The organism is Candidatus Cardinium hertigii (assembly GCF_003176915.1).
Lineage (GTDB): Bacteria > Bacteroidota > Bacteroidia > Cytophagales > Amoebophilaceae > Cardinium > Cardinium hertigii_A.
In genome coordinates this window covers 1172531-1193042 of sequence record NZ_CP029619.1, presented here as the reverse complement: position 1 = coordinate 1193042, position 20512 = coordinate 1172531, and the positions used below count along the sequence as shown (strand labels likewise).

The 20512-nt window shown below is 38.8% G+C and carries 14 protein-coding genes and 3 pseudogenes; 10 read left to right on the top strand and 7 right to left on the bottom strand.

Features of this window, described 5'->3' with window-relative positions; all coding sequences use genetic code 11:
• Positions 1-204: 204 nt before the first annotated feature.
• The 3 genes from DK880_RS05045 to der form a co-directional block, all read right to left on the bottom strand.
• Positions 205-948, bottom strand: coding sequence for a Bax inhibitor-1/YccA family protein (locus DK880_RS05045; protein WP_109997684.1), 744 nt, complete (start codon positions 946-948; stop codon positions 205-207).
• A 98-nt stretch (positions 949-1046) separates the two neighbouring features.
• Positions 1047-1946 carry an MlaD family protein gene (locus DK880_RS05040; RefSeq protein WP_109997683.1) on the bottom strand — a complete coding sequence of 300 codons (900 nt, stop codon included), beginning with the start codon at positions 1944-1946 and terminating at the stop codon, positions 1047-1049.
• A 141-nt stretch (positions 1947-2087) separates the two neighbouring features.
• Positions 2088-3404: a ribosome biogenesis GTPase Der gene (gene der / locus DK880_RS05035; RefSeq protein ID WP_109997682.1), complete on the bottom strand. Its 1317-nt coding sequence runs from the start codon at positions 3402-3404 to the stop codon at positions 2088-2090.
• A 342-nt stretch (positions 3405-3746) separates the two neighbouring features.
• Between der and DK880_RS05030 the strand changes: the two genes are divergently transcribed.
• The 3 genes from DK880_RS05030 (at position 3747) to DK880_RS05015 (ending at position 7406) form a co-directional block, all read left to right on the top strand.
• Entirely contained in the window at positions 3747-4796 is a 1050-nt protein-coding gene (locus DK880_RS05030) for a hypothetical protein (protein ID WP_109997681.1), read from the top strand.
• 421 nt (positions 4797-5217) lie between these two features.
• Positions 5218-6585, top strand: coding sequence for a sodium:proton antiporter (locus tag DK880_RS05020; protein WP_239302525.1), 1368 nt, complete (start codon positions 5218-5220; stop codon positions 6583-6585).
• 62 nt (positions 6586-6647) lie between these two features.
• Positions 6648-7406 carry a cell division protein FtsQ/DivIB gene (locus DK880_RS05015; RefSeq protein ID WP_162534241.1) on the top strand — a complete coding sequence of 253 codons (759 nt, stop codon included), beginning with the start codon at positions 6648-6650 and terminating at the stop codon, positions 7404-7406.
• Between the two features lie 59 nt (positions 7407-7465).
• Here the strand turns inward: DK880_RS05015 and DK880_RS05740 are convergent.
• From DK880_RS05740 to DK880_RS04995, 4 genes and pseudogenes are all read right to left on the bottom strand, one after another.
• A pseudogene (locus DK880_RS05740) lies at positions 7466-7570 on the bottom strand (Rpn family recombination-promoting nuclease/putative transposase); the annotation flags it as partial.
• Between the two features lie 712 nt (positions 7571-8282).
• Positions 8283-9404 (bottom strand): undecaprenyldiphospho-muramoylpentapeptide beta-N-acetylglucosaminyltransferase, encoded by a 1122-nt coding sequence (gene murG, locus DK880_RS05005; protein WP_109997677.1) that lies wholly within the window; start codon positions 9402-9404, stop codon positions 8283-8285.
• Positions 9405-9414: 10 nt separating this feature from the next.
• A complete protein-coding gene (gene lptC, locus DK880_RS05000) occupies positions 9415-9972 on the bottom strand; it encodes an LPS export ABC transporter periplasmic protein LptC (RefSeq protein ID WP_162534240.1) in 558 nt (185 codons plus the stop codon).
• 59 nt (positions 9973-10031) lie between these two features.
• Positions 10032-11672 carry a Do family serine endopeptidase gene (locus DK880_RS04995; protein WP_109997675.1) on the bottom strand — a complete coding sequence of 547 codons (1641 nt, stop codon included), beginning with the start codon at positions 11670-11672 and terminating at the stop codon, positions 10032-10034.
• A gap of 183 nt (positions 11673-11855) precedes the next feature.
• Here DK880_RS04995 and cysS point away from each other — a divergent pair, with 183 nt between their 5' ends.
• From cysS to DK880_RS04970, 7 genes and pseudogenes are all read left to right on the top strand, one after another.
• Positions 11856-13340, top strand: coding sequence for a cysteine--tRNA ligase (gene cysS, locus DK880_RS04990; protein WP_109997674.1), 1485 nt, complete (start codon positions 11856-11858; stop codon positions 13338-13340).
• Positions 13341-13356: 16 nt separating this feature from the next.
• Positions 13357-13777, top strand: a pseudogene (locus DK880_RS05580) (IS5-like element ISCca5 family transposase); the annotation flags it as partial.
• Positions 13778-13971: 194 nt separating this feature from the next.
• A pseudogene (locus DK880_RS04985) lies at positions 13972-14373 on the top strand (transposase); the annotation flags it as partial.
• 298 nt (positions 14374-14671) lie between these two features.
• Entirely contained in the window at positions 14672-18202 is a 3531-nt protein-coding gene (locus DK880_RS04980) for a sodium:solute symporter family protein (RefSeq protein ID WP_109997673.1), read from the top strand.
• 207 nt (positions 18203-18409) lie between these two features.
• Entirely contained in the window at positions 18410-18700 is a 291-nt protein-coding gene (locus tag DK880_RS05735; protein ID WP_204082301.1) for an Rpn family recombination-promoting nuclease/putative transposase, read from the top strand.
• Positions 18631-19344, top strand: a complete 714-nt coding sequence (locus DK880_RS04975) for an Rpn family recombination-promoting nuclease/putative transposase (RefSeq protein WP_204082263.1) — start codon at positions 18631-18633, stop codon at positions 19342-19344. The genes DK880_RS05735 and DK880_RS04975 overlap by 70 nt, the downstream gene beginning before the upstream one ends.
• Positions 19345-19821: 477 nt before the next feature.
• Positions 19822-20499 (top strand): SPOR domain-containing protein, encoded by a 678-nt coding sequence (locus DK880_RS04970; RefSeq protein ID WP_109997672.1) that lies wholly within the window; start codon positions 19822-19824, stop codon positions 20497-20499.
• The last annotated feature ends 13 nt before the right edge of the window (positions 20500-20512 follow it).

The following is a 20512-nucleotide window of genomic DNA, read 5'->3' as shown; positions in this document are numbered from 1 at the left end:
AAATAAACAGCTCTCCAGCTTTTTAATTCTATTGCCGCAAACAACCTGTTTACCTGAACTATAAGCATTATTTATAGGCACAATGCAGCTGCAAGGTGTAAGAAGCAAGATTACTTTCTAGGGATATATCTATACGCTTTTGCTTTTTATCGGAACCTTTTGAGATACTACGCTACCCCTGAATTCTCCACTATACCAAAAAATTTAATCTCTTCTCCTACGCTCCCCAAAAAACCTTAATAAATAGATAAAAATATTTAAAAAATTAAGATAAAGTAAGAAGGCACCCATAAGCGCTGCCCGCTCCGCTAAAGCGCTATCTTGTATTTCATAGTAAAGTGATTTAAGCTGCTGTGTATAATAGGCTACAAAAAATGTAAATACCCCTACCCCCACAAAACTAATGGCAAAATCAATGGCCGAACTTTGAAAAAAAAGGTTTACCAGAGAACTGATAATAAGCCCCCAAATGGCCATCCTACAAAAAGAACCTACCTGGCTTAAATCACGGTTTGTAACATAGCCGTATACACTCGTACAACCAAAAGTAGAAGCTGCTACAAGAAAAGTTTTATATAAAGAACCAATACTATAATAAAAAGCCAATGTAGACAAAGACATTCCGGTAAGCACGGCATAAATCGTTAATAGCAAACGAGAACGTGTAAAAGATATCGCATCTCCCTTACTGCGTATATACATCGCAATGCCAACAGGCAAAAATACAACTACCCAACCCAATCCTGTATAGCCTACCCTGCAACCATAAGCGTCACACGTAAAAAGTAAACGCGTTAAAGGAGCATACAGTACAGTTACAGCAGCTGCCAATGTAGTAAGCAATAACGCTGAAGCTAAATGGGCATATACCTTAACCATATAGCGCTGTAAACCATTATCAATGGTTCTCCTGGCACTTTCATAAGTTCTTACATAATGGTTTATCATTTTTCTATTTTTTTATTTTGCCTGTAAAATGGAATAGTTAAAATTAGGGAATAGTAACTTGCTACGCAAATATAAATGCTACACCTATAGCTTGCTTTCTATTGCTTTCTGCCAAAGTTTAACAGTGAAAAATGCACGTAACGAGATGGCTTATTCCTGATATTCAATAACAATGCATTTAAATTATCTGCACTACTATTTAAATTATTGTAAAGCGTTGGATCATTGATAAACCGCCCCAACGTTCCATGATTCTTAGCAATACTTTGCAGTAAGGTTTCCATAGTATACAATACATGCGTTGTCTTATAGGAAAACTCCTTAAAGGGGAATGCTTTTATTGATCCAAGAATGCTTCGAATGTCTGGTAATAAACTGGGAATCCCTTTTATTGGATCAGCCAGCGGCATAGAGACAGCCATAATATCATTGGAAATAGTGGAAACGCTCTTGTGAATATGCTGAATAGCCGTATGCAAAGAATGACTGGCTTTTTCAACATTATTTAAAATGGCATTGACCCTATCTATGGCAGACGTAAGATTAGACATAACAGCAGTAGCCCGCGTAGTTAACATATTCAAATCTACCTCACTAAAGCTGGGATGGCATTCCCCAATAATAAGGTCCTGCTTGGTGAGTAACCGTCCCTCCTTATGCCACTCTAACTCTAACGCATTGCCTTCTACCATACCCATATTGGTAAGCATAACCCTACTTTTGTCCGTTAATGGAAATTTCTTATTTACTTCAATGGTAAGCAAAGTAGTATGACCAAGATCTGAACTAATTTCTATTTTTGCAATTTTACCCACTTCATGCCCTTTAAATTTTACAGGAGCAGAAACGGACAAATTCTTATTAACTGGATAAGAAACTCGATAAACATTGTATTTAGAAAATGGATCACGCCCCTTGAGAAAAAGCAACCCATAATACAAAACAGTAAAAGCGAATAATACCAAAAACCCTATTTTATAATTCTTATTTATTTGCATACTTGCCTACTTTTTGACTCCTATAAATAAATTCAATTCTATTACAAATCTACAAGATATACAATAAATTCTAGCCCACACTAAAATAAACCCACGCTGCTTTATCCCTTTATGCCTTATAGATTACCCTACCGCATAAGGCTACTTTTTTTTAAAAATCAACTGAATAGGAACTCCTTCAAAATCAAAATTAGCCCTGATCTGTTTTTCTAAATAACTTGTGTAATGAGGCTGTACATATTGTGGGTAATTACAAAAAAAAGCAAAGATAGGTGTATGCGCTTTAACTTGCGTACAATATTTAATTTTAATAAACTTCCCTTTAACGGCGGGCGGATGTACTTTATCAATAATAGGTAACATAATCCTATTTAACTCAGCAGTCGAGATTTTTCTTGCCCTATTGTGGTATACAGTAAAGGCTTTTTCAAGGGTTTGATACATACGCTGCTTCTGTAAAGCTGAAACCAATAGCATGGGAAGATAAGTAAATGGAGCCATCTTCCAAACAAGATGTTTTTTATAGGCATCAGCTGTTACCGCTGCTTTATCTATCAAATCCCATTTATTGATCACCAGCACCATCCCCTTCTTGTAGCGATGGGCTAGGGCAATAAGTGCCATATCTTGTGCTTCTAAGCCGCTTTGAGCATCTAACATAACCAAGCAAATATCTGCATCTTGAATGGCTTTTATGGCACGTAATACAGCATAAAACTCAATGGACTCTCCTACTTTGGATTTTTTGCGCACACCTGCCGTATCGATAATGATACATTGCTTATGATAACGGTTATAGTACACAGCGGTAGCATCTCTAGTGGTGCCTGCCATAGGACTCACCATATGCCTTTTTTCACCCAGTAAGCTGTTTAAAAAAGAGGATTTCCCTACATTGGGGCGACCTATCAGGGCTATCTTTGGAAGCATTGACTGTGCAATCCCTACTTCTGTTTCTGCCGTTTCTGTGAGATAAGGCAATAGCGCATCTAATAAATCCCCTGTTCCAGAACCATTGATAGCAGCTATAAGAAAAGGTTTCCCCAACCCTAACGCATAGAAAGAAGCAGCTGACAGAGCAACTGTTGCATGCTCCGTTTTATTGGCTATTAATAGCACTGGCTTATGCATGCTTCTTACTATATTGGCAAATGCTTGATCCAAAGCAGTTAGTCCCTCCTTGGCATCCACCATAAAAAACACTGCACTTGCTTCTTGTAAGGCAAACTGTATCTGCTCACATATGGCAGGTGCCAAAGCATACTGCTTATCGTCTATATACCCCCCGGTGTCTATAACCGTAAAATGTTTCCCGCTCCACTGTGCAACACCGTAATGCCGATCACGTGTAGTGTGCATAGTGCTATCTGTAATGGCTTCCCGCTTTTCAACCAATCTGTTAAATAGGGTAGACTTTCCTACATTAGACTTTCCTACAATTGCAACAATATTAGCCATTATACTGTATCCAATGCAATAAATACATAAAAGAGAATTAATAGAAACAGGCCTCATTCAATAGGATCACAAAAATGAGCACTGCCTAAAACTAAAAAACCACAATTGTAAATATAATTAAAATTTAAAATAAACTTTTAACGTTACGCTATGTAAGCCGCATACTTCCATGATCTTAGCACAAGAAGTTGACAGAAAATAAGAGCCTCTCTTAAAGGAGTTGGATTTTATTTTTTGTTTATGTACCTAACCAATAGAAGGCTGCGCCATCTGCTCCTATGCAAAATGCGGCGATTTGTTTGATTTACATAACAAAATAAAATGTGTACTCTACGCAATACAATGAACAGCTATAGTGCGCTCATTGCATGTACAACGGTGTCTATACTGTTTTATAATGGGGCATGTAAAAATGAGCCAATGCCTAAAAGAGTGAACAGCGAGCAGCCGCATACTAAGGAAGCCTACTGGATGCCCCCTTCAGCTGAAAAAGCAAAAGAAACCGCCACGCTCTTACTTACGCAACCTATCCAACCAAGGTTTAACTTAAAGGATATGAAAATACAAGCGGGTACGTCATACAATGCTAGGCTGGGATGCCAGCAGCTAACAGAAGGATATTGTATACAATCTGTTCGTATTATCAAAGATTCTACCATTTCTTATGTTCCACATTTCAGCTTACATACGCTCAGAAATCAGCCTATCCCTATCCATGGTCTTTCCTTTACCGTCACACCTTCACAAAAGGTAAAACCGGGTGATTACCTCCTCCTACTTACCATAGGTAAATATGGAAAAGGGAGTAAAGCTACTTTGCAATTCGTACAATGTACCATTACCGTATGCCCCAATGATGAGGAAATAGATTCAGAAACAACAATATGCCATCCCCCAACAAAAGTTACTCCTTCCACACAGCAGTGCGCTACGCAAACCACCCTAAGCGAAGAAGCCATTCCGCCCAACCTAAATAGCCGTCCAACAAGTATACACGAAAAAGAAAATTCCCAAACTCCTATAGAAACCACTTCCCCACCAGTAGAAAAATCAACTGAGCAACCTAGTTTTATCCTAGATGATAGCAGTGTACAAGCAGGGAGTAGCTGCTTAATTACCGTAAAGGAGTCACACCCAACCAACGAATATCGGGTAAAAACTATTTCTGTACAGAAAGATAATGCTACAGGAACTAAAGGGAAATATTATACCAAACAGTTTATAACAGAAGAAATTAAAAAACAGCCTATTCCTGCTTCCGGATTAACTTTTCCACTAACCGTTCAACAGCAGGTTAAACCTGGTATCTATAGGCTTAAACTTATCATAAGTAAACCTAATAAACCAGCTTGCCAACAAGCAGTCCATGCTACTGTTACGGTTGTTCCCTAACCGAATTGCGCAAGCATCTCCCCCCACTGTAGCTACTAGGGGGCAATAACGCTTCTACTATAGCCTTACAACCCATACCGTTTTGCTTGCATGTGTACTGAATAATTTCGCCTATAATTTTATAGCTTATGTATAGGCTATGGTAGCATGGTGTATGGAATTGGTTTTTAAATTGTATAAATTGTATCATAATCTTTAGCTTAGCCGAAGCGAGAGGTCTGGAGCTGGCTTATGCTGTAAGTATAGCAGCATGCGCTTGCACGTAGCCTTTTGTATAAATAGATAAATAGAGAGGCGGGTATCCATACTACTTAAATAGATCCAGCAGGGTATTGTATTTTCTAAATGGATCGCCATTACATTAATTTACAGCACTATGTTTAGTAACTTTTTAACTTCTCCAAGCGTAATAGCCAGTGGAATGAATCAAAATCTAATTCCCCCTCTCACAGAGGCAACCATACTTCCTCCTTTTTGGTTGACGCTACCTTTTGTTCTGTTGTTGGTAATGATTGCCACAGGCCCATTGCTATTTCCGCGTTTTTGGCACAAATATTATGCCAAAATGGCCCTATCATTGGCGACTTTTGTGGTTGCTTACTACTGTAGTGTTTTACATAATAGCATACAGCCTATAGAAACAGCAGCAGAATACCTACAGTTTATAGCTTTAATTACCGCCCTCTACATAGTAACAAGCGGTATCGTAATACAAATACATGCTAACGCTACACCCGCAGCCAATCTGCTCCTGCTGCTAGTGGGTGCGCTATCTGCTAACTGCATAGGTACTACAGGGGCCTCTATGCTCTTGATCCGACCTTACATAAGATTCAATAAACATCGAATTAAAGCCTACCATATTATTTTCTTTATCTTTATAGTCAGTAATATAGGTGGCGCCCTAACGCCTATTGGGGACCCTCCTTTATTCTTAGGGTTCCTAAAGGGAGTCCCCTTTACATGGACGTTGATCCATAATAGCTTTCCTTGGTTAATAGCTGTTTTAATAATGCTAGGCGTGTTTTATTTTTTAGACAAAAAAAATAAAATAAAAAGCATACCGCTGCCTACTGAGCAGCGGCCCATCCTCTCCATCCAAGGAAGTAAAAACTTTATCTGGTTGGCTGTGGTTATTGGTTCAGTTTTTTTAGATCCTACTACCTTTACGTGGCTACCTGCTATTAGCTATCATGGGCATGCTTTCTCTTTTATACGTGAGTGTATTATGCTCACAACGGCCCTGCTTGCTTACCGCAGTGCAAACAAAAAAATTCTCAAGGCTAATGAATTTAGCTTTGAACCTTTACAGGAGGTCTGTTTCATCTTCGTAGGCATTTTTGGGACTATGATGCCTGCCCTTGCATTGATTCGTATACTTGCACAATCTGAATGGGCCAAACCATTGATTACACCTACTACACTATACTGGGGAACGGGTATTTTTTCTTCCATTTTAGATAATGCGCCAACCTATCTCAACTTCACAGCTGCTAGCATGGCTGCACAAGGTGCAGACATTGCAAGGGTAGCCCATGTACAGGCGTATGCAGCAGGAGGTAGTTACGCCCATTCAGTAATAGGGCTGCGTGCCATTTCTTTAGCTTCTGTATTTTTTGGCGCTATGACCTACATTGGTAACGGACCTAATTTCATGGTTAAATCTATTGCAGAAAAAGCAGGGATACCCATGCCTTCTTTTGGACACTACATTACGCAATTCTCCTTACCTTTTTTACTCCCTATACTATGTATAATTTGGCTGCTATTTTTTGCTTTTTCAACATAAATGACTTACAAGGATAACGTATAGAAATTAAGGTACATCGATAGGTATCAGTCAAAATGGAAATGCGAAGTCAATTAATCAAAGGAATACCTTGTGCATTGTTAGCTGTTAATGTAGGTTTATCCATGCTATGGATAATAAAAAAACAGGCTACCCTAGTGTGTGAGCATGTTGCCATACACATTAAAGCATACCCAGAACAAGTATTCCTAACCACTCAAACTATATTGGATTTACTACAAGTCACTTACCGCATACCCCTTACAGGACAACCCATCAAAGCTATCAACAGCTACCTGATCAGAGATAAACTGGCTATGCAACCGCTTATAAAAAAAGCAGTGGTATGTAAAACTTGGCCAAGCACCTTGCATATTGCTTTAGAAACCAAACAGTTGCTTGCGCGTATCATTATACCAGAATGCCCCAATGATAAACAGTTATACCTAGATGAAAACGGCAGCATCCTATCGCTCAACACGGCCCCTCTATGCCGACTGCTTGTGGTAAGTGCTGATACGCTCCATACCATAGCGGCTGCTATGCAAAGCGCGGATAAAGGTTTATGGATGCTGTTACACCAACTGTATCAAGATCGTTTTCTTCGCAGTCAAATTACTAGCCTACAAATAGCACCCAATCATTTTATAACACTTGGAACGCAAATAGGTAATCATCAAATCTTATTTGGAAAAACAGAAAACATCCATGAAAAATTGGAGAAATTATATGTATTTTATAAGGAGGTCATCCCTTACAAAGGTTGGCATGCCTACCGCCAAATCAATGTAGCGTTTGCTAATCAATTGATTTGTCAATAAAAACGCATAATAGCAGCTTTTCCATGTAAAGAGCGCAATGAGCATGGTACTTAGTCGGATTTAAGGCTATTATTACCTAGCGGGCTAGGTATGTTTTCTTTGTTGAGTAAATCATTTCGGGTAAGAAAAGCCGTCCAAATGTCCAGTGAATTTTTTATCTTTTGAGGCCTTTGCAATAGACTTTAAATATTTTGCCTAAAAATAAAAATGCATTTTTATTTTTAGGCAAACGTTAACTTAAATTTATTTTTATATTTATTTAGGTGTTTATTTTTAGGATTTTTTCGGTCTTATGTATTAAAAGATATAAATGGCAATGCGTGTACATTTATGTTAAGAAAGTTTTTCTATAAAGCACTGAATGAATTATTTACTAAGCAAGTTACCACTGATAATGGGATTATATCGGTTGACGTCCCCAGAGATAGCACATCCACTTTTGAACCTGTTTTATTACCTAAGTGTCAAACAAGAATCCTTGGTTATCTGGCTATTAACTACATGACCAGAAAGTGGACCATCCCTATTCATAATTGGAGTGAGACTTTGGACATAGTCCAGTATTTTCCTAAACTCAGCACTTTCAACCGTTGCGCGTAAAGCTATTTTAGCCTTTGGAATGGTTTTTCTGGAATAGGGATGCCTATACTTTATCTTTAATCTCCGAAACAAAAGTTTCCCCTAAAAATTTTCTATAAAAAACGCATTTTATACTTTATTTATGGAATAACAAAAAGAAAATTTATTTACACGTTAAATTAAAAAACAAATCAAAACTATACTATAATACTTAGTAATCAATATAATATAACGCTTAAGTTGACGCATCGAGTGTACAACTAATATAATGTTACCTTAAAAGCGCCTATACAACTTTTACGGTTCGGCTTCTTTCCATAGGCAGATGTTATTAATTTCTTGCACAATCCTATGTAAGGCATTGGCATGTAAGCACGCAAAGGTATGCATTTGCTTGATTAACATGGATTGCTGTTTTTCATCTTGTAGTAGCGCCCAGATAGTAGGTAAAAGTAAGCGTGGACATGTTTGGTCCTGTAAGCATAAGACAGCGCCCTGTTCAACCAAAGGTACACCATTTTTGGTTTGATGATCCCCTACTACATTGGGAGAGGGAACGAGAATGGTTGGCTTCTGTGCCACACACAACTCTGCAATAGAGAGCGCACCCGCTCTAGAAACTACCACATCTGCTGCAGTATAAGCCATTCCCATATGATCTAAAAAGGGATAGCATTGAACCATAGGATCGAACCCATACGTATTATCTAAGGTATCCCGGATCCTTTGAAAATAGTGGTTCCCTGTTATCCATAGCAGCTGGATATCCCAAGCATGCAATTGACCTATGCCCCCTAATAACGTCGTATTTAATTGCAAGGAACCACCACTCCCCCCTACTACTAGTAGACATTTTTTATCAGATGATAAATTAAAATAGCGAAGCGCTGCTGCTTGATCATTTTTAGTTGCAAAGAGGGAAGCACGCACCGGATTACCTGTAACAACTATTTTCTCTTTTGCACAAGAAAAAGATACGGAGGGATAGCCTGTACAAATTTTAGTTACCAATCGAGCAAGTAACCTATTGGTCAACCCAGCAATGCTATTCTGTTCTTGTATAAGCGTAGGAATACCCTTACTATAAGCGGCCAATAACGTGGGAAAACAAACATACCCACCGGTACCAACAACTACATCAGGCTTAAATGCCTTAATAATTTGCCTAGCTTGATAGAAACTTTTTAGGATTAAAAAGGGCAATCGAATATTACAAAGCCATTTCTTCCTTTGAAGACCCCTAATAGGTAAGCATACGATCTGATAACCTGCAGCGGCTACGATAGCTTCCTCTATCCCTCCGTTTGCACCCACAAACAATAGTTCTACTGCTGAAAATTGCGCTTTAAGTGCAGCTGCTATAGCAATTGCCGGATAAATATGCCCACCTGTTCCTCCACAACCAATTACCACACGCATGATAAGCGCATTACTGATTTGTTTCCAATGATTCCGCTAGCTCCATACTACCACAAGGCCGTTTAAGGATATATTGCTTTAGGTCCTTTGTTGCCCATAGCCCACTGCCCTTGAATAGGTTTTTTTTATGCACTATTGCAACGGGTTGCTCTGTAAATAGGTTTTCTTTTTCTGTATTATAGCATAACTGCTCTGTATACAGTTCCAATGCTTCACTTGGTTTTTGAATGCATACCTTTCCTTCTATAGTACAAAGCTTTTCTTGCTTACTATAGATTAATTTATTTGCTTGAATATAAGTACTGTCTTCCCCTTGGGTAACCGCCCCTGCTACCCCCTTTTCCTGGGCAGACACTTCTGCTGGCGTATCCCATACAACAATTTCTAGTTTCCCTACTAATACGATATCTCCATTTTCATAGCAGTACATTTCATTAGCCTTAATAGTAAAAGTTGATTTACCATTATCTGTAGCCAGAAGTGCACACTGCATGGTCTCTACCATAGGAACTCTTTCAGGCATTACTGCTGTAGCGTAAAGCGGTACAAAGAAGCCACGTTCATACAAACCGACCGCTATAAATAGGAGAGCTCCCCTTAATATATGGGAAAGGAACAACACGCCTATTAACGAATATTATGCTGATTAGCAAAATCAATAGCCAAGTAGCTAACCGTTCCCTTAGCTGGATCAACGACCTTTAATAGGGCAGCCTCTTTGGCATTACGTACCATTTCAGCAAATGCTTTTATATTGTGAACAGGCTTTTTATCAAAAGCAATTACAATATGTCCCTTTTTAAGTCCAGCAGACTGGAACTTCCCTTTGCCCACTTCTACAACCGATATACCTGCAGATAATTCTAATTTTTTCTTTATCCCTTCCCCTAAATCACTAAAAGAAGCACCCTCTACTTCTAGCAGTTTACCCTTTTGTACGACTTGTACTGGATCAGGTTCTTTTTCCAGCACTACATTTATTGTTTTTTCTTTTCCTTTTCGGAATAAAGTAATAGTTATTGTATCACCAGGTTTTGAACAAGCTATGATTTCCTGTAACTCTGCAACTTTATTAATCTTATGATCATTGATTTGCGTAATCACATCCTCTTTTTGTAGTAGCTTGACACAAGGACTCGCTGGATCAACGCTTTGAATACAAGCCCCAGCTATTTTACTTAAACCTAGTTTTTTAGCCAATTCGGCATTTACCTCACTAATGGTTACACCCAACATTACCCGCTGCACAGCACCATACTGCATAAGATCATTCATTACTTTTTTAACTAAAGAAACAGGTATAGCAAAACCATATCCCATAAAAGAGACTGCTGAATTAGCATATATAGCCGAATTAATCCCTACCAATTGTCCATATAAATTTACCAATGCGCCACCGCTATTACCCTGGTTAATAGCTGCATCTGTTTGAATAAAAGATTGAATAGTAAATCTAGGATCCCCTTTTTGGCCTAAATTATCCCCCAATTGCCTAGATTTTGCACTTACAATTCCTTTGGTTACCGTAGAATGAAGATTAAAAGGATTACCAACAGCTAAAACCCACTCCCCTACTTCCAAAGTATCAGAATTACCCAATTGCAAAAAGGGCAGTTTGGTTTCCTGAACCTTGAGAAGCGCTAAATCTGTAGTAGCATCTGCTCCAATTAATTTTGCAGTATAGAGCCTATTATCTTGTAGCGTTACCTCTATATGGTCCGCTCCTTCGATCACATGATTATTGGTAACAATAAAACCATTTTCAGTGTAAATAACACCAGAACCCGTAGCGTATTGCTCCGGTACTTCATATTCCCTACGGGGCGTGCCAAATCGCTCTCCAAAAAATTCTCTAAAGAACTCATCTAAAGGACTTGTCATATATTTTACCTTAGAACACTTACGTACTTTAACATGCACTACTGCTTGGGTAGCTATCTTAGCTGCGTAGGTAAAATCAGGTAAGGGCGCAATAACTTTTTTATCCTCGATAGGACGAGGTACTACATCATCTGGTAGGTTTTTTTGGATAGGCTGCGCTTCTTGGCTTACCGAACAGGCATGGGGGTCATCCTTAGCTGCTTTGCTGTCTAACGTAGAATAACCGGGGTTAGCCATAAGCGAAACGGCTGTATTCTGTTGCTTATTACCAGCACGATAAAAGCTGCCTGCCTTTAGGTAGGTAATCCCCCCCCCTATAACAAGCAATAATAGCGCAAATCTACCTTTTGTGGAAGCTCCCCTATGAAAATAATTATATTGACGCATAGTAATATTTTTTATTTTATGTTTAATTTCATTTATAATGCTCTCTTACCAGCAAGCACCGCTCGTAACAAATTTAATAACTAAGCGTCTTACAAGCAACAGTAAGAACCGCTTTAACCACTTTATATGTTATAATATTACCTAATTTTAGGTAATAACCTATTCTAATGCATTATACAAAAGATGAAGCAACCTTTAAAGATTTATAACAGCTTAACGAAACAGAAAGCATTATTTAAACCAGTGACCCCTCCTTTTGTAGGGATGTATGTCTGTGGGCCTACTGTTTATGGGCATGCCCACTTAGGCCATGCACGCACGGCTATTACTTTTGATATACTATTTCGCTATTTGCAGCATTTACGCTATAGGGTCCGTTATGTACGCAATATCACTGATGTGGGTCATCTGGAAAGAGATTTGGATGAAGGGAACGATAAAGTACAGCAACAAGCCAAGGTAGAAGCCGTAAGTCCTATGGAGATAGCACAGCGTTATACGAATAGCTATCGAACCAATATGGAACAGCTCAATGTATTGCCGCCTAGTATTGAGCCTTGTGCAAGCGGCCACATTCCAGAGCAAATGGGCCTCATTCAAACGATTTTGCAGCATAAGCTGGCTTATGTTACAGAAGGATCCGTTTACTTTGATGTAAATCAATACAATCAGTTACAATCCTATGGTAAACTTTCAGGACGGACCATAGAAGCTATGCGTTCCGGTACACGCGCGTTAGCTGGTCAACACGAAAAAAGAAATCCGGTAGATTTCGCCTTATGGAAAAAGGCAACACCTACCCATATCATGCAATGGGAGACCCCTTGGGGTATCGGGTTCCCAGGATGGCATATTGAATGTACCGCTATTGCTGCTAAATACTTAGGGGTACAATTCGATATTCATGGGGGGGGAATAGATCTGCTTTTTCCGCATCATGAGTGTGAAATAGCCCAAGCACAAGCTGCATACAAAACAGATTTAGCTACGTATTGGATGCATAGCAATCTAATCACTATCCATGGTACTAAAATGGGGAAATCATTAGGCAACACCATTTCCCTACCTGAACTTTTTACAGGGAGGCATAGTAGCTTAGACCAACCGTATAGTCCTATGACGTTGCGTTTTTTTATGTTACAGTCCCATTACAGGGGGGTACTGTCTGTCTCACTGGATGGATTAAAAGCAGCCTATCAGGGCTATCGAAAACTTATGAATGGGTGGCACCTGCTGGCTGGACTACAACATGATACAGCAATAGCAGTAGAAGATAATGCGTTAGATAGGGACATCTATGCAGCATGTGCTGACTGCTATAATGCTATGAACGATGATTTGAATACTGCTAAAGCTTTAGCAGGCCTTTTTAATTTATTAAAAATAATAAATGGCTTACACAATGGGCAACTTAGCCTTTCAGCTATCTCAACAACTGCCCTTACCCAATTACGAACTACCTATGCGGTCTTTACTACAGATATTTTAGGATTAAGGGAAGAACACCCCGCAATCCTACCAGCTGTATTAGGAATCATACAATCACTCTACCAGGAAGCCAAAGTAGCTAAACGATACCACCAAGTTGATTCCATTCGATCTGCACTTCAACAAATAGGTATCGCTATGCAAGACCATCCCAACGGCACTTATTGGATGTATCAATGAACGAGTAATTAGTAGGCAATACTTTTGTGATTATGATTATTTTCAGTTTAAGACTCCTTGTCATCCTAGTTCTTTAACGCGTTGGTGCCAGAGATTAGGGCAAGAAGATCTCAATAAAAAGTAGTTCGCCCCAAAGAACTTACAAAAGTGATAGCTGATACCACTGTAATGGAGAAAAATATTCGCTTTCCTACGGATGCTTCGTTACGCAATAAGGCTTAGAGAAACATTGATCCGTATAGCCAAGCAAACAGGTATTCAACTCCGGCAAACCTACCAACAGCCAGATCCCGTTATGCAACGTACAGTTGATAGCTATGCTATGCGCATGCCAAGCAGTATAAACGTTTAGCAAAAAGTATTAAAACATTAAAAATGATCTCAGTCGTGTAGTAAGGGAAGTAGAACGTTCTACACAACCGTGTAATGAGACAATATGAACACAATTTGCAAACCTAATGTATATGAGTAAAAAAATTATCAATTAATCAAAAAACAGTAAAAATACAACCTGAGGCCGTTGCAATAGACTGTAAAGAATTTATCTAACCATGCACATGTATTTTTAGTCAAAAGTTAACTTAAATTAAGTATGTATTTTGATTTAGGCCATTATTTTTTTTAGGATTTTTTAAGGTACATCTATAAGCCTGCCTATAGTCTACCGCTTTTGTTTAAAATGTTATTGCTGCAGACCTGGCATGGACTGAGTGCCTATCCAGTAGAAGAAGCAGCAAGCGATCGTATCACTTTTAGCAGATTTTGTGGAATTACTATGGATAGCTCTATTCCAAATCATAGGGTTCAGAACAGCCTTTACAGAGCAGAAGGCGCTAGAAAAGTTATTAAAAATCATTAATGATCAACTATCTAATCATGGTGTGTTCGTGCAACACGGCTCAGCAGCTATGGATGCTTCTATTTCCTCTACCCCTAGACGTCCTAAAGGCAAAAAAATCTATGATTTACATAAAGATGGAACTATATAAATGTGTCCGAAAATTATCAAAAAGGAGTAGATGCAAAAGGGAGTTAGACAAAAAAAGAACATACTCTTTCCTATGGCTATAAGCGCCATCTCCTAGATTATAATTTCGGTCATGTTTTTTACATTATCTATCATTGTATAATACTATATAATATAATCTGCGCTACCTGATGCAACGGTTATGGTAGAAAGTTCTTTTTGAAACATGTTGATACATAAATATAAATCACTTGGTTTTATAGCTTTATATATTGCTTTATATATTGTATACTTAGCTGTGGTTAAACTATAGTTATTGTATCATAGGCTATAGCTGTACAGAACTAATTTTTTATTATTCACAATGACACTATTCAATAATTTACCCCTTGTAATGGTAATGGCTTTTCTGCTACTGACCTTAGTAGTAGGGCTCTATTACAGTAGGAAAGTAACTACTTTTCGAGAATATGCAGTAGGGAATAAAGATTTTGCTACAGCTACGCTGGTGGCTACCCTGTTGGCCACTGACTTTAGCGGGAGCAGTTTATTACGTGATGTACAACAAACTCATGTACAGGGGTTTCTATGGATATTATATCTTTTACCTATTCCTATTGGTTATTGGTTATTAAGTCCTTTGATATTGCGCATGGGACCCTTTATGCAACATCTTTCTTTAGCAGAAAGTATCAGTACTGCCTATGGGAAAATGCCCAGATTGGTTGTTGCTTTGGTTTCCGTTATTGTAAACGTTATCTCGGTGACTACGCAAATTATTGCTATTACTACAGCTATTGAAGTATGTATAAATTTAAGTGGTAATAGTAACGCAAAGATGATACAATGTATCATAACGGTAATAGCTACACTTATACTTATCCTCTATTCCATGTTTGGGGGTATTCGTTCCGTCACTTTTACCGATGTATTACAGTTTATAACTTTTACGGCCATTATTCCCTTAGTAACCTGGTTTATATTTAAGTCAACCAACCAATCACTGGGAGCGGTAGCTTCCATCTTGCAAAAAGAACCAAGATTTCAGTTAAATAGCTGTTTGCATATAGACAAATTATTGCCAATAGTTGCGTTATTCCTAGCCGAATTAGCTTCTTATACAGACTCCACTACTATACAACGGATCTATATGGCTTCTAGCCCTATACAGGCTAGAAAGCTATTTATATATACTGGAATATTCGTATTCATAATACTAGGTTTTATGGCTTTAATAGCACTTTTCCTTTTTGTAAAAGCGCCAACATTACCAGTGAATCAAATTTGGCCCTATATATTTGCAAATATTCCTTCTGTTTTTAAAGGACTCATGGCTGTTAGTTTACTGGCTATGGCCATGTCTACAGCTGATTCTCGTTTAAATGCGTGTGCCGTCCTGGTGACCCATGATATAATAGGTAGTATACAAGCTCATAAAGGAATAGCAGATAAATACAAACTTAGTTTAGCGCGATATACTGTTTTAATAGCAGGTATCTGTGCTATGCTATTGGCCTTTCAGAAAAGGGATTTACTTTCCTTATTGGAGCTTATTTTCGATTTTTCTGTCCCCATTATAACCGCTCCCTTTCTCTTGGCTGTATATGGCTTTCGCGGTAGTTCCCGTACGGCGTTAATAGGGATGGCTACTGGGATATTAACTATTTTAGCTTGGAACCGATGGATTGAACCATCAACTGGTATCAATGGTGCCTTTCCTTCTATGCTGGCCAACGGCTTAGCGATGCTAGCTGCCCACTACCTACTACCGCAACCAGCAGGAACCGGCTGGGTGCCTACTGACAAAATTTACCAACAAAAACAACAAGAAAAAGCAAGAATCAAAAGGCGCAATAAGCAAGAAAGGGAACGCTTTTTTTCGAAAGAAAATTTAATAAAGCTTAAGCCATCTAGGGTAGTGTTACTGTTAACAGGTCTCTATTTACTTGTTATAGGAGCTGCTAGCCTTGGCTATGGCTATGATTATACCGGACACAGTATATACAGCTATGGCTTATTACTGTTTTCTGGTATAGGTTTGCTTTATATGGGATGTGCTGTCTATGGCTACCATATCATACCAGATAGGGCAATAGGGATCTGTTGGTTTTTTAGTTTGTTAGTTGGATTCCCGCTCCATCTTCTCTTTAGCTGCTTCCTATGCCAAACACTTTTAGTCCCCTTTATTTTATTTTTTACCCATGGAACGGTTCTATTGTGGACACTTCCGTTCTATTGGAGCCTAAGAGCGCTAGCTATTACGGCAGGGGGTATGCTAGTAGCTATTTGTTATTGTAAAGCAACGGTAGTATGCCCTTCCCTCACACTATTATTGTCTATACTAGGGTTTGGCTTACTGCTTTTAATGATCAGTGTTTGGGCAAAAAATAGTATTATACAAAAAGAATCCCGTAATCTTTATTTCCTGCAGAAACAAGCTACACAAGAAGCCTACGAACTAAAAAAGCTAGCCTATAGCGAAGAGCTGCCTATTGCTTCTTCCCAAAGCACCTTAGCCCAAGAGGGAACTATTTTAGAAAAAGCCATCCAAAATGTTACGCAATCTATTGCCTTTGTAGATAGTACCACTCCCTTCCTTAAGGAAGACTTCCAAAGCATCATCGATAAATTTGCAGAATGGGCCTACTATTTAAAGCAGCGGGCCAAACGCCAAGACCAGCTCCTTTTACAACCAACGGTTATTCCATTAGAAGCGCTTATCGATGCAGGAGAGGTAGCCTACCAAAAAGAAAAAGGCTACTTACCTGGTTTATGGGTAGAAGAAGCCGACATTATGCCCGCTACGATGCTAGGCGATAGGGCGCAGTTGGTACAACTCCTATGCATGGCGCTTAGCTATGTAAGGGAAGCCAGTGCTTCCCGCTTCTCCCCTATTACGTTACAGCTGCAGCCTACCCAACTGCGCTACAAAAAAAGAGAACCGCTTGAAGAAAAAGAATCCCCTGATTGTATTACTTTCCCTGCATTGGCGTTGGTAGTACATACAGAAAATAAACAGATCCCCCTGCCTATCTTACAAACCATATATGACGTGGAAGGTCCTGCCGTTACCCAACCGGTGGTTTCTGCCCTATCTCCGCAAAAGGTAAACCTACACAAAGAAAAGTTAGCATCGATTGTGTATGCGCACTATGGGCTTTTGCTATGGCCCCATGCAGAGCAGCTGGTCTGCCTACTCCCCCTAGATGTAACCCAAGTAAGAGAGGAGATGCTAGCACTTTCCTTGCCGAGGGAAGCGGGTACGCAGGAGGAAGCCTCTATTACGCCCCATGAAAAGACCGCATCGCTCGCACAACTGTCCGCTTTTCATGATTGGGTGCGTTCCTTTAAAAATATAGATCCTTTTCTTATTGCAGAGATACTGCTCTTATTGCGGCGCTGCTATGGGTTTAAACGGCATGCATCGGGGCAGCTTTTTTATGTACGGGCCGTAAAGATTGCCGAGTGGGTAGCTACTTGGACAGATGGCTATGCTAAACTGGTTTATGCGACGCTGCTGTATGATTTGGTCCGCTATACCAGACTGCCGCTTTCCTATATCAAAGGTAATTACAAAAGGGGAATTTACTGCTTTGTAGAAAATACAATCGCTATCGATAGCCGAAAGCGTTTAGAAGAATCGCTGCTGGCTATACCCAATCGCTTGAAGGAATCCTTGAAAAAGTGGCATTTATCTGTACTATATGTGAAGCTGGCAGAGCGGTTATATGACTTAAAGCATGCTTCCGGTTACAAAGATCCCGCCATTATACAAGCCATGGCCAAAGAAAGCTTAACCATCGATGTGGAGCTGGCCCAGCGCTGTAGAGAACCAGGTATGGCTATTCTTTTGAAGCAGGCAGCAGAGGAAGTATTGCTTATAAACAAACAATAGCATTCATTTGGAACATAGGTACTTTTTTAGGTAAGACATTACGTAGAGTACACATTTCTATTTTGTTATGTAAATCAAACAATACGTTAGGTGCAAACAATAGACACAACAAGTCAGCTTTGCAAGAAGACAATTTATGCTCTTTATGCCCATTTTGCGTTTAAACCATAAGACAGTATGACCCACCATCTAAAATAGGATGCTTTAATCAAAAAGATCTTAACGGATCAACTAGCTGCACAGGAATTCCTAGAACACTATTTACCAGCTGACTTTAAAGCGCTTGTTGATTTAAGTCAGATCACCATAGAAAAAGAATCTTTTGTTGAAGATAACCTAAAAAGAAAACTAACCGATCTCCTCTATGCTGTTAAAACCAAAAATCAGGAAAAAGATTTTGTCTATGTATTAATTGAGGCACAGGTTATTTGCGTTTATGGAAATACCTGCTTTTGTTATGCGAACGCAATAGGAAAAATAAAAACAGGTTACCTTTAATATGTCCCATTGTAATTTACCACGGCTCTAAACCATACCATGCACCCAGGAATATATGGCAATTGTTTAGCAACCCTGAACAAGCCCAAAAATTAATGGGAGAAGAGTATCAACTGATTGATTTACAGAGCATATCAGATGATGCCATTTTACAAAAGAAACATTTGGCTATGTTTGAATACCTGCTCAAACACATCCATAAACGCGATATACTCAAATTATGGGAAAACCTATTTACACACTGCCAACACGCTCTATTAGTAGATAAAGAAAAAGGTTATATTTGTATAAAGGCTTTGGTATGGTATAGCGATGCTAAGTTACCGGAAGAAAAACAGGCGGCATTAGAACGGGTCATCTCGAGCCATTTATCTAAAGAAGAAACAGCTACGATTATGAGAACCATTGCACAAAAATACATTGAGGAAGGCAGACAGCAGGGGATAATGCAAGGAATGGAGAAAGGAATGGAGAAAGGAATGGAGAAAGGCAGACAGCAGGGAATAATGCAAGGTATGGAGAAGGGGATAGAGAAGGGCAAAATTGAAATAGCTAAAGCCATGCTAGTGCATGGTGCTAAGGTCTCCTTTATTGCGAAAATTACTGGACTTGATACGGCTTTTATTGCTTCCCTTCAATTATAAATTGACAATAATTTATCCTAGTAAAAGAGCGGTTTCCCCTTAACATTGCATTATAATGAGGTTATATTAACTTGTCCTATTGTAGAAAGGAAATAAAATTAACAAGGTAAACAAGTGACCTGCATTCAATAACACAACATGCATTCGTAATTACATACATGTTGGTATATATTAAAACATTCCCTTTACACTACCTATCATACCATTTTGATGCACCCTTCCTAATTAATCGTTCCTGAAGTATTTATTACGCAATAGGTTAATTTTTTGTTTACCTTTTTCTCACATTCAAATGATAAGTTAGATTCTGATACCGTTGTGATAGATCGATAGAATAATTTTTTATATGTTTCTACGCTTACGAACAAGCTGCCATGAACCCTTTTACAGACAAAAAAAAACCATTATATTAAGCGCTAGCAAGCTTAACATACATTAAATAATACAAGATCATCTAATTACTATTAATTAATTACTATGGCTACAGAACCAGTTAATGATCATAAATTCGGACTACCTGAACCAGATTTTCATACATTATCGATAAAAAGAAGTAATAAGAAACCGCTATCCCTTGTTATTGCATTCCTATCAATAGTTGGTATAAGCATCCTACTGTACCGTGCTTATTTTGTTATGTGGTTTCCTATCAAGCCTACTGAAGCTCCTATCGCCCAGCCCACACCTGTTACAGAAAATAAGGAATCGGCACACAGCGTAAGCGCTTTCCCTGCAGAAGAAATGACTACGAAAGATAGCTGTAATGCCTTAGAGGTTAATGAAACAGTGAGTGGTGACGAGGCATTCAAACCTAGCAACCCGATTAAAAAAAAGGAAAGCATTACTGCTGTACAAAAGCAATTGGAGGCAAAAAAGCAGCCAAAGCCATTCGTAAAGCCAGGTAGCTATGAAGTATTGCGTATCCCACAAGGTATCTATCACCTAGTAGTAGTGAGCTACTTGGATAAAAAACTGGCTACGCAGGCCATCCAACAACTAACCAAAAAAAATTTAGGAGTATGTCTTATATTACCTAACTCAACGCAAAAATATTACCGTGTTACCATAGGACATAGCAGAACAGAGTATGAAGCCGAACAAAAACTAAAGGAATTTAAACCGCTGTATAAAAATATTTTTATAATGAAATATTAATTTATATTGCTTT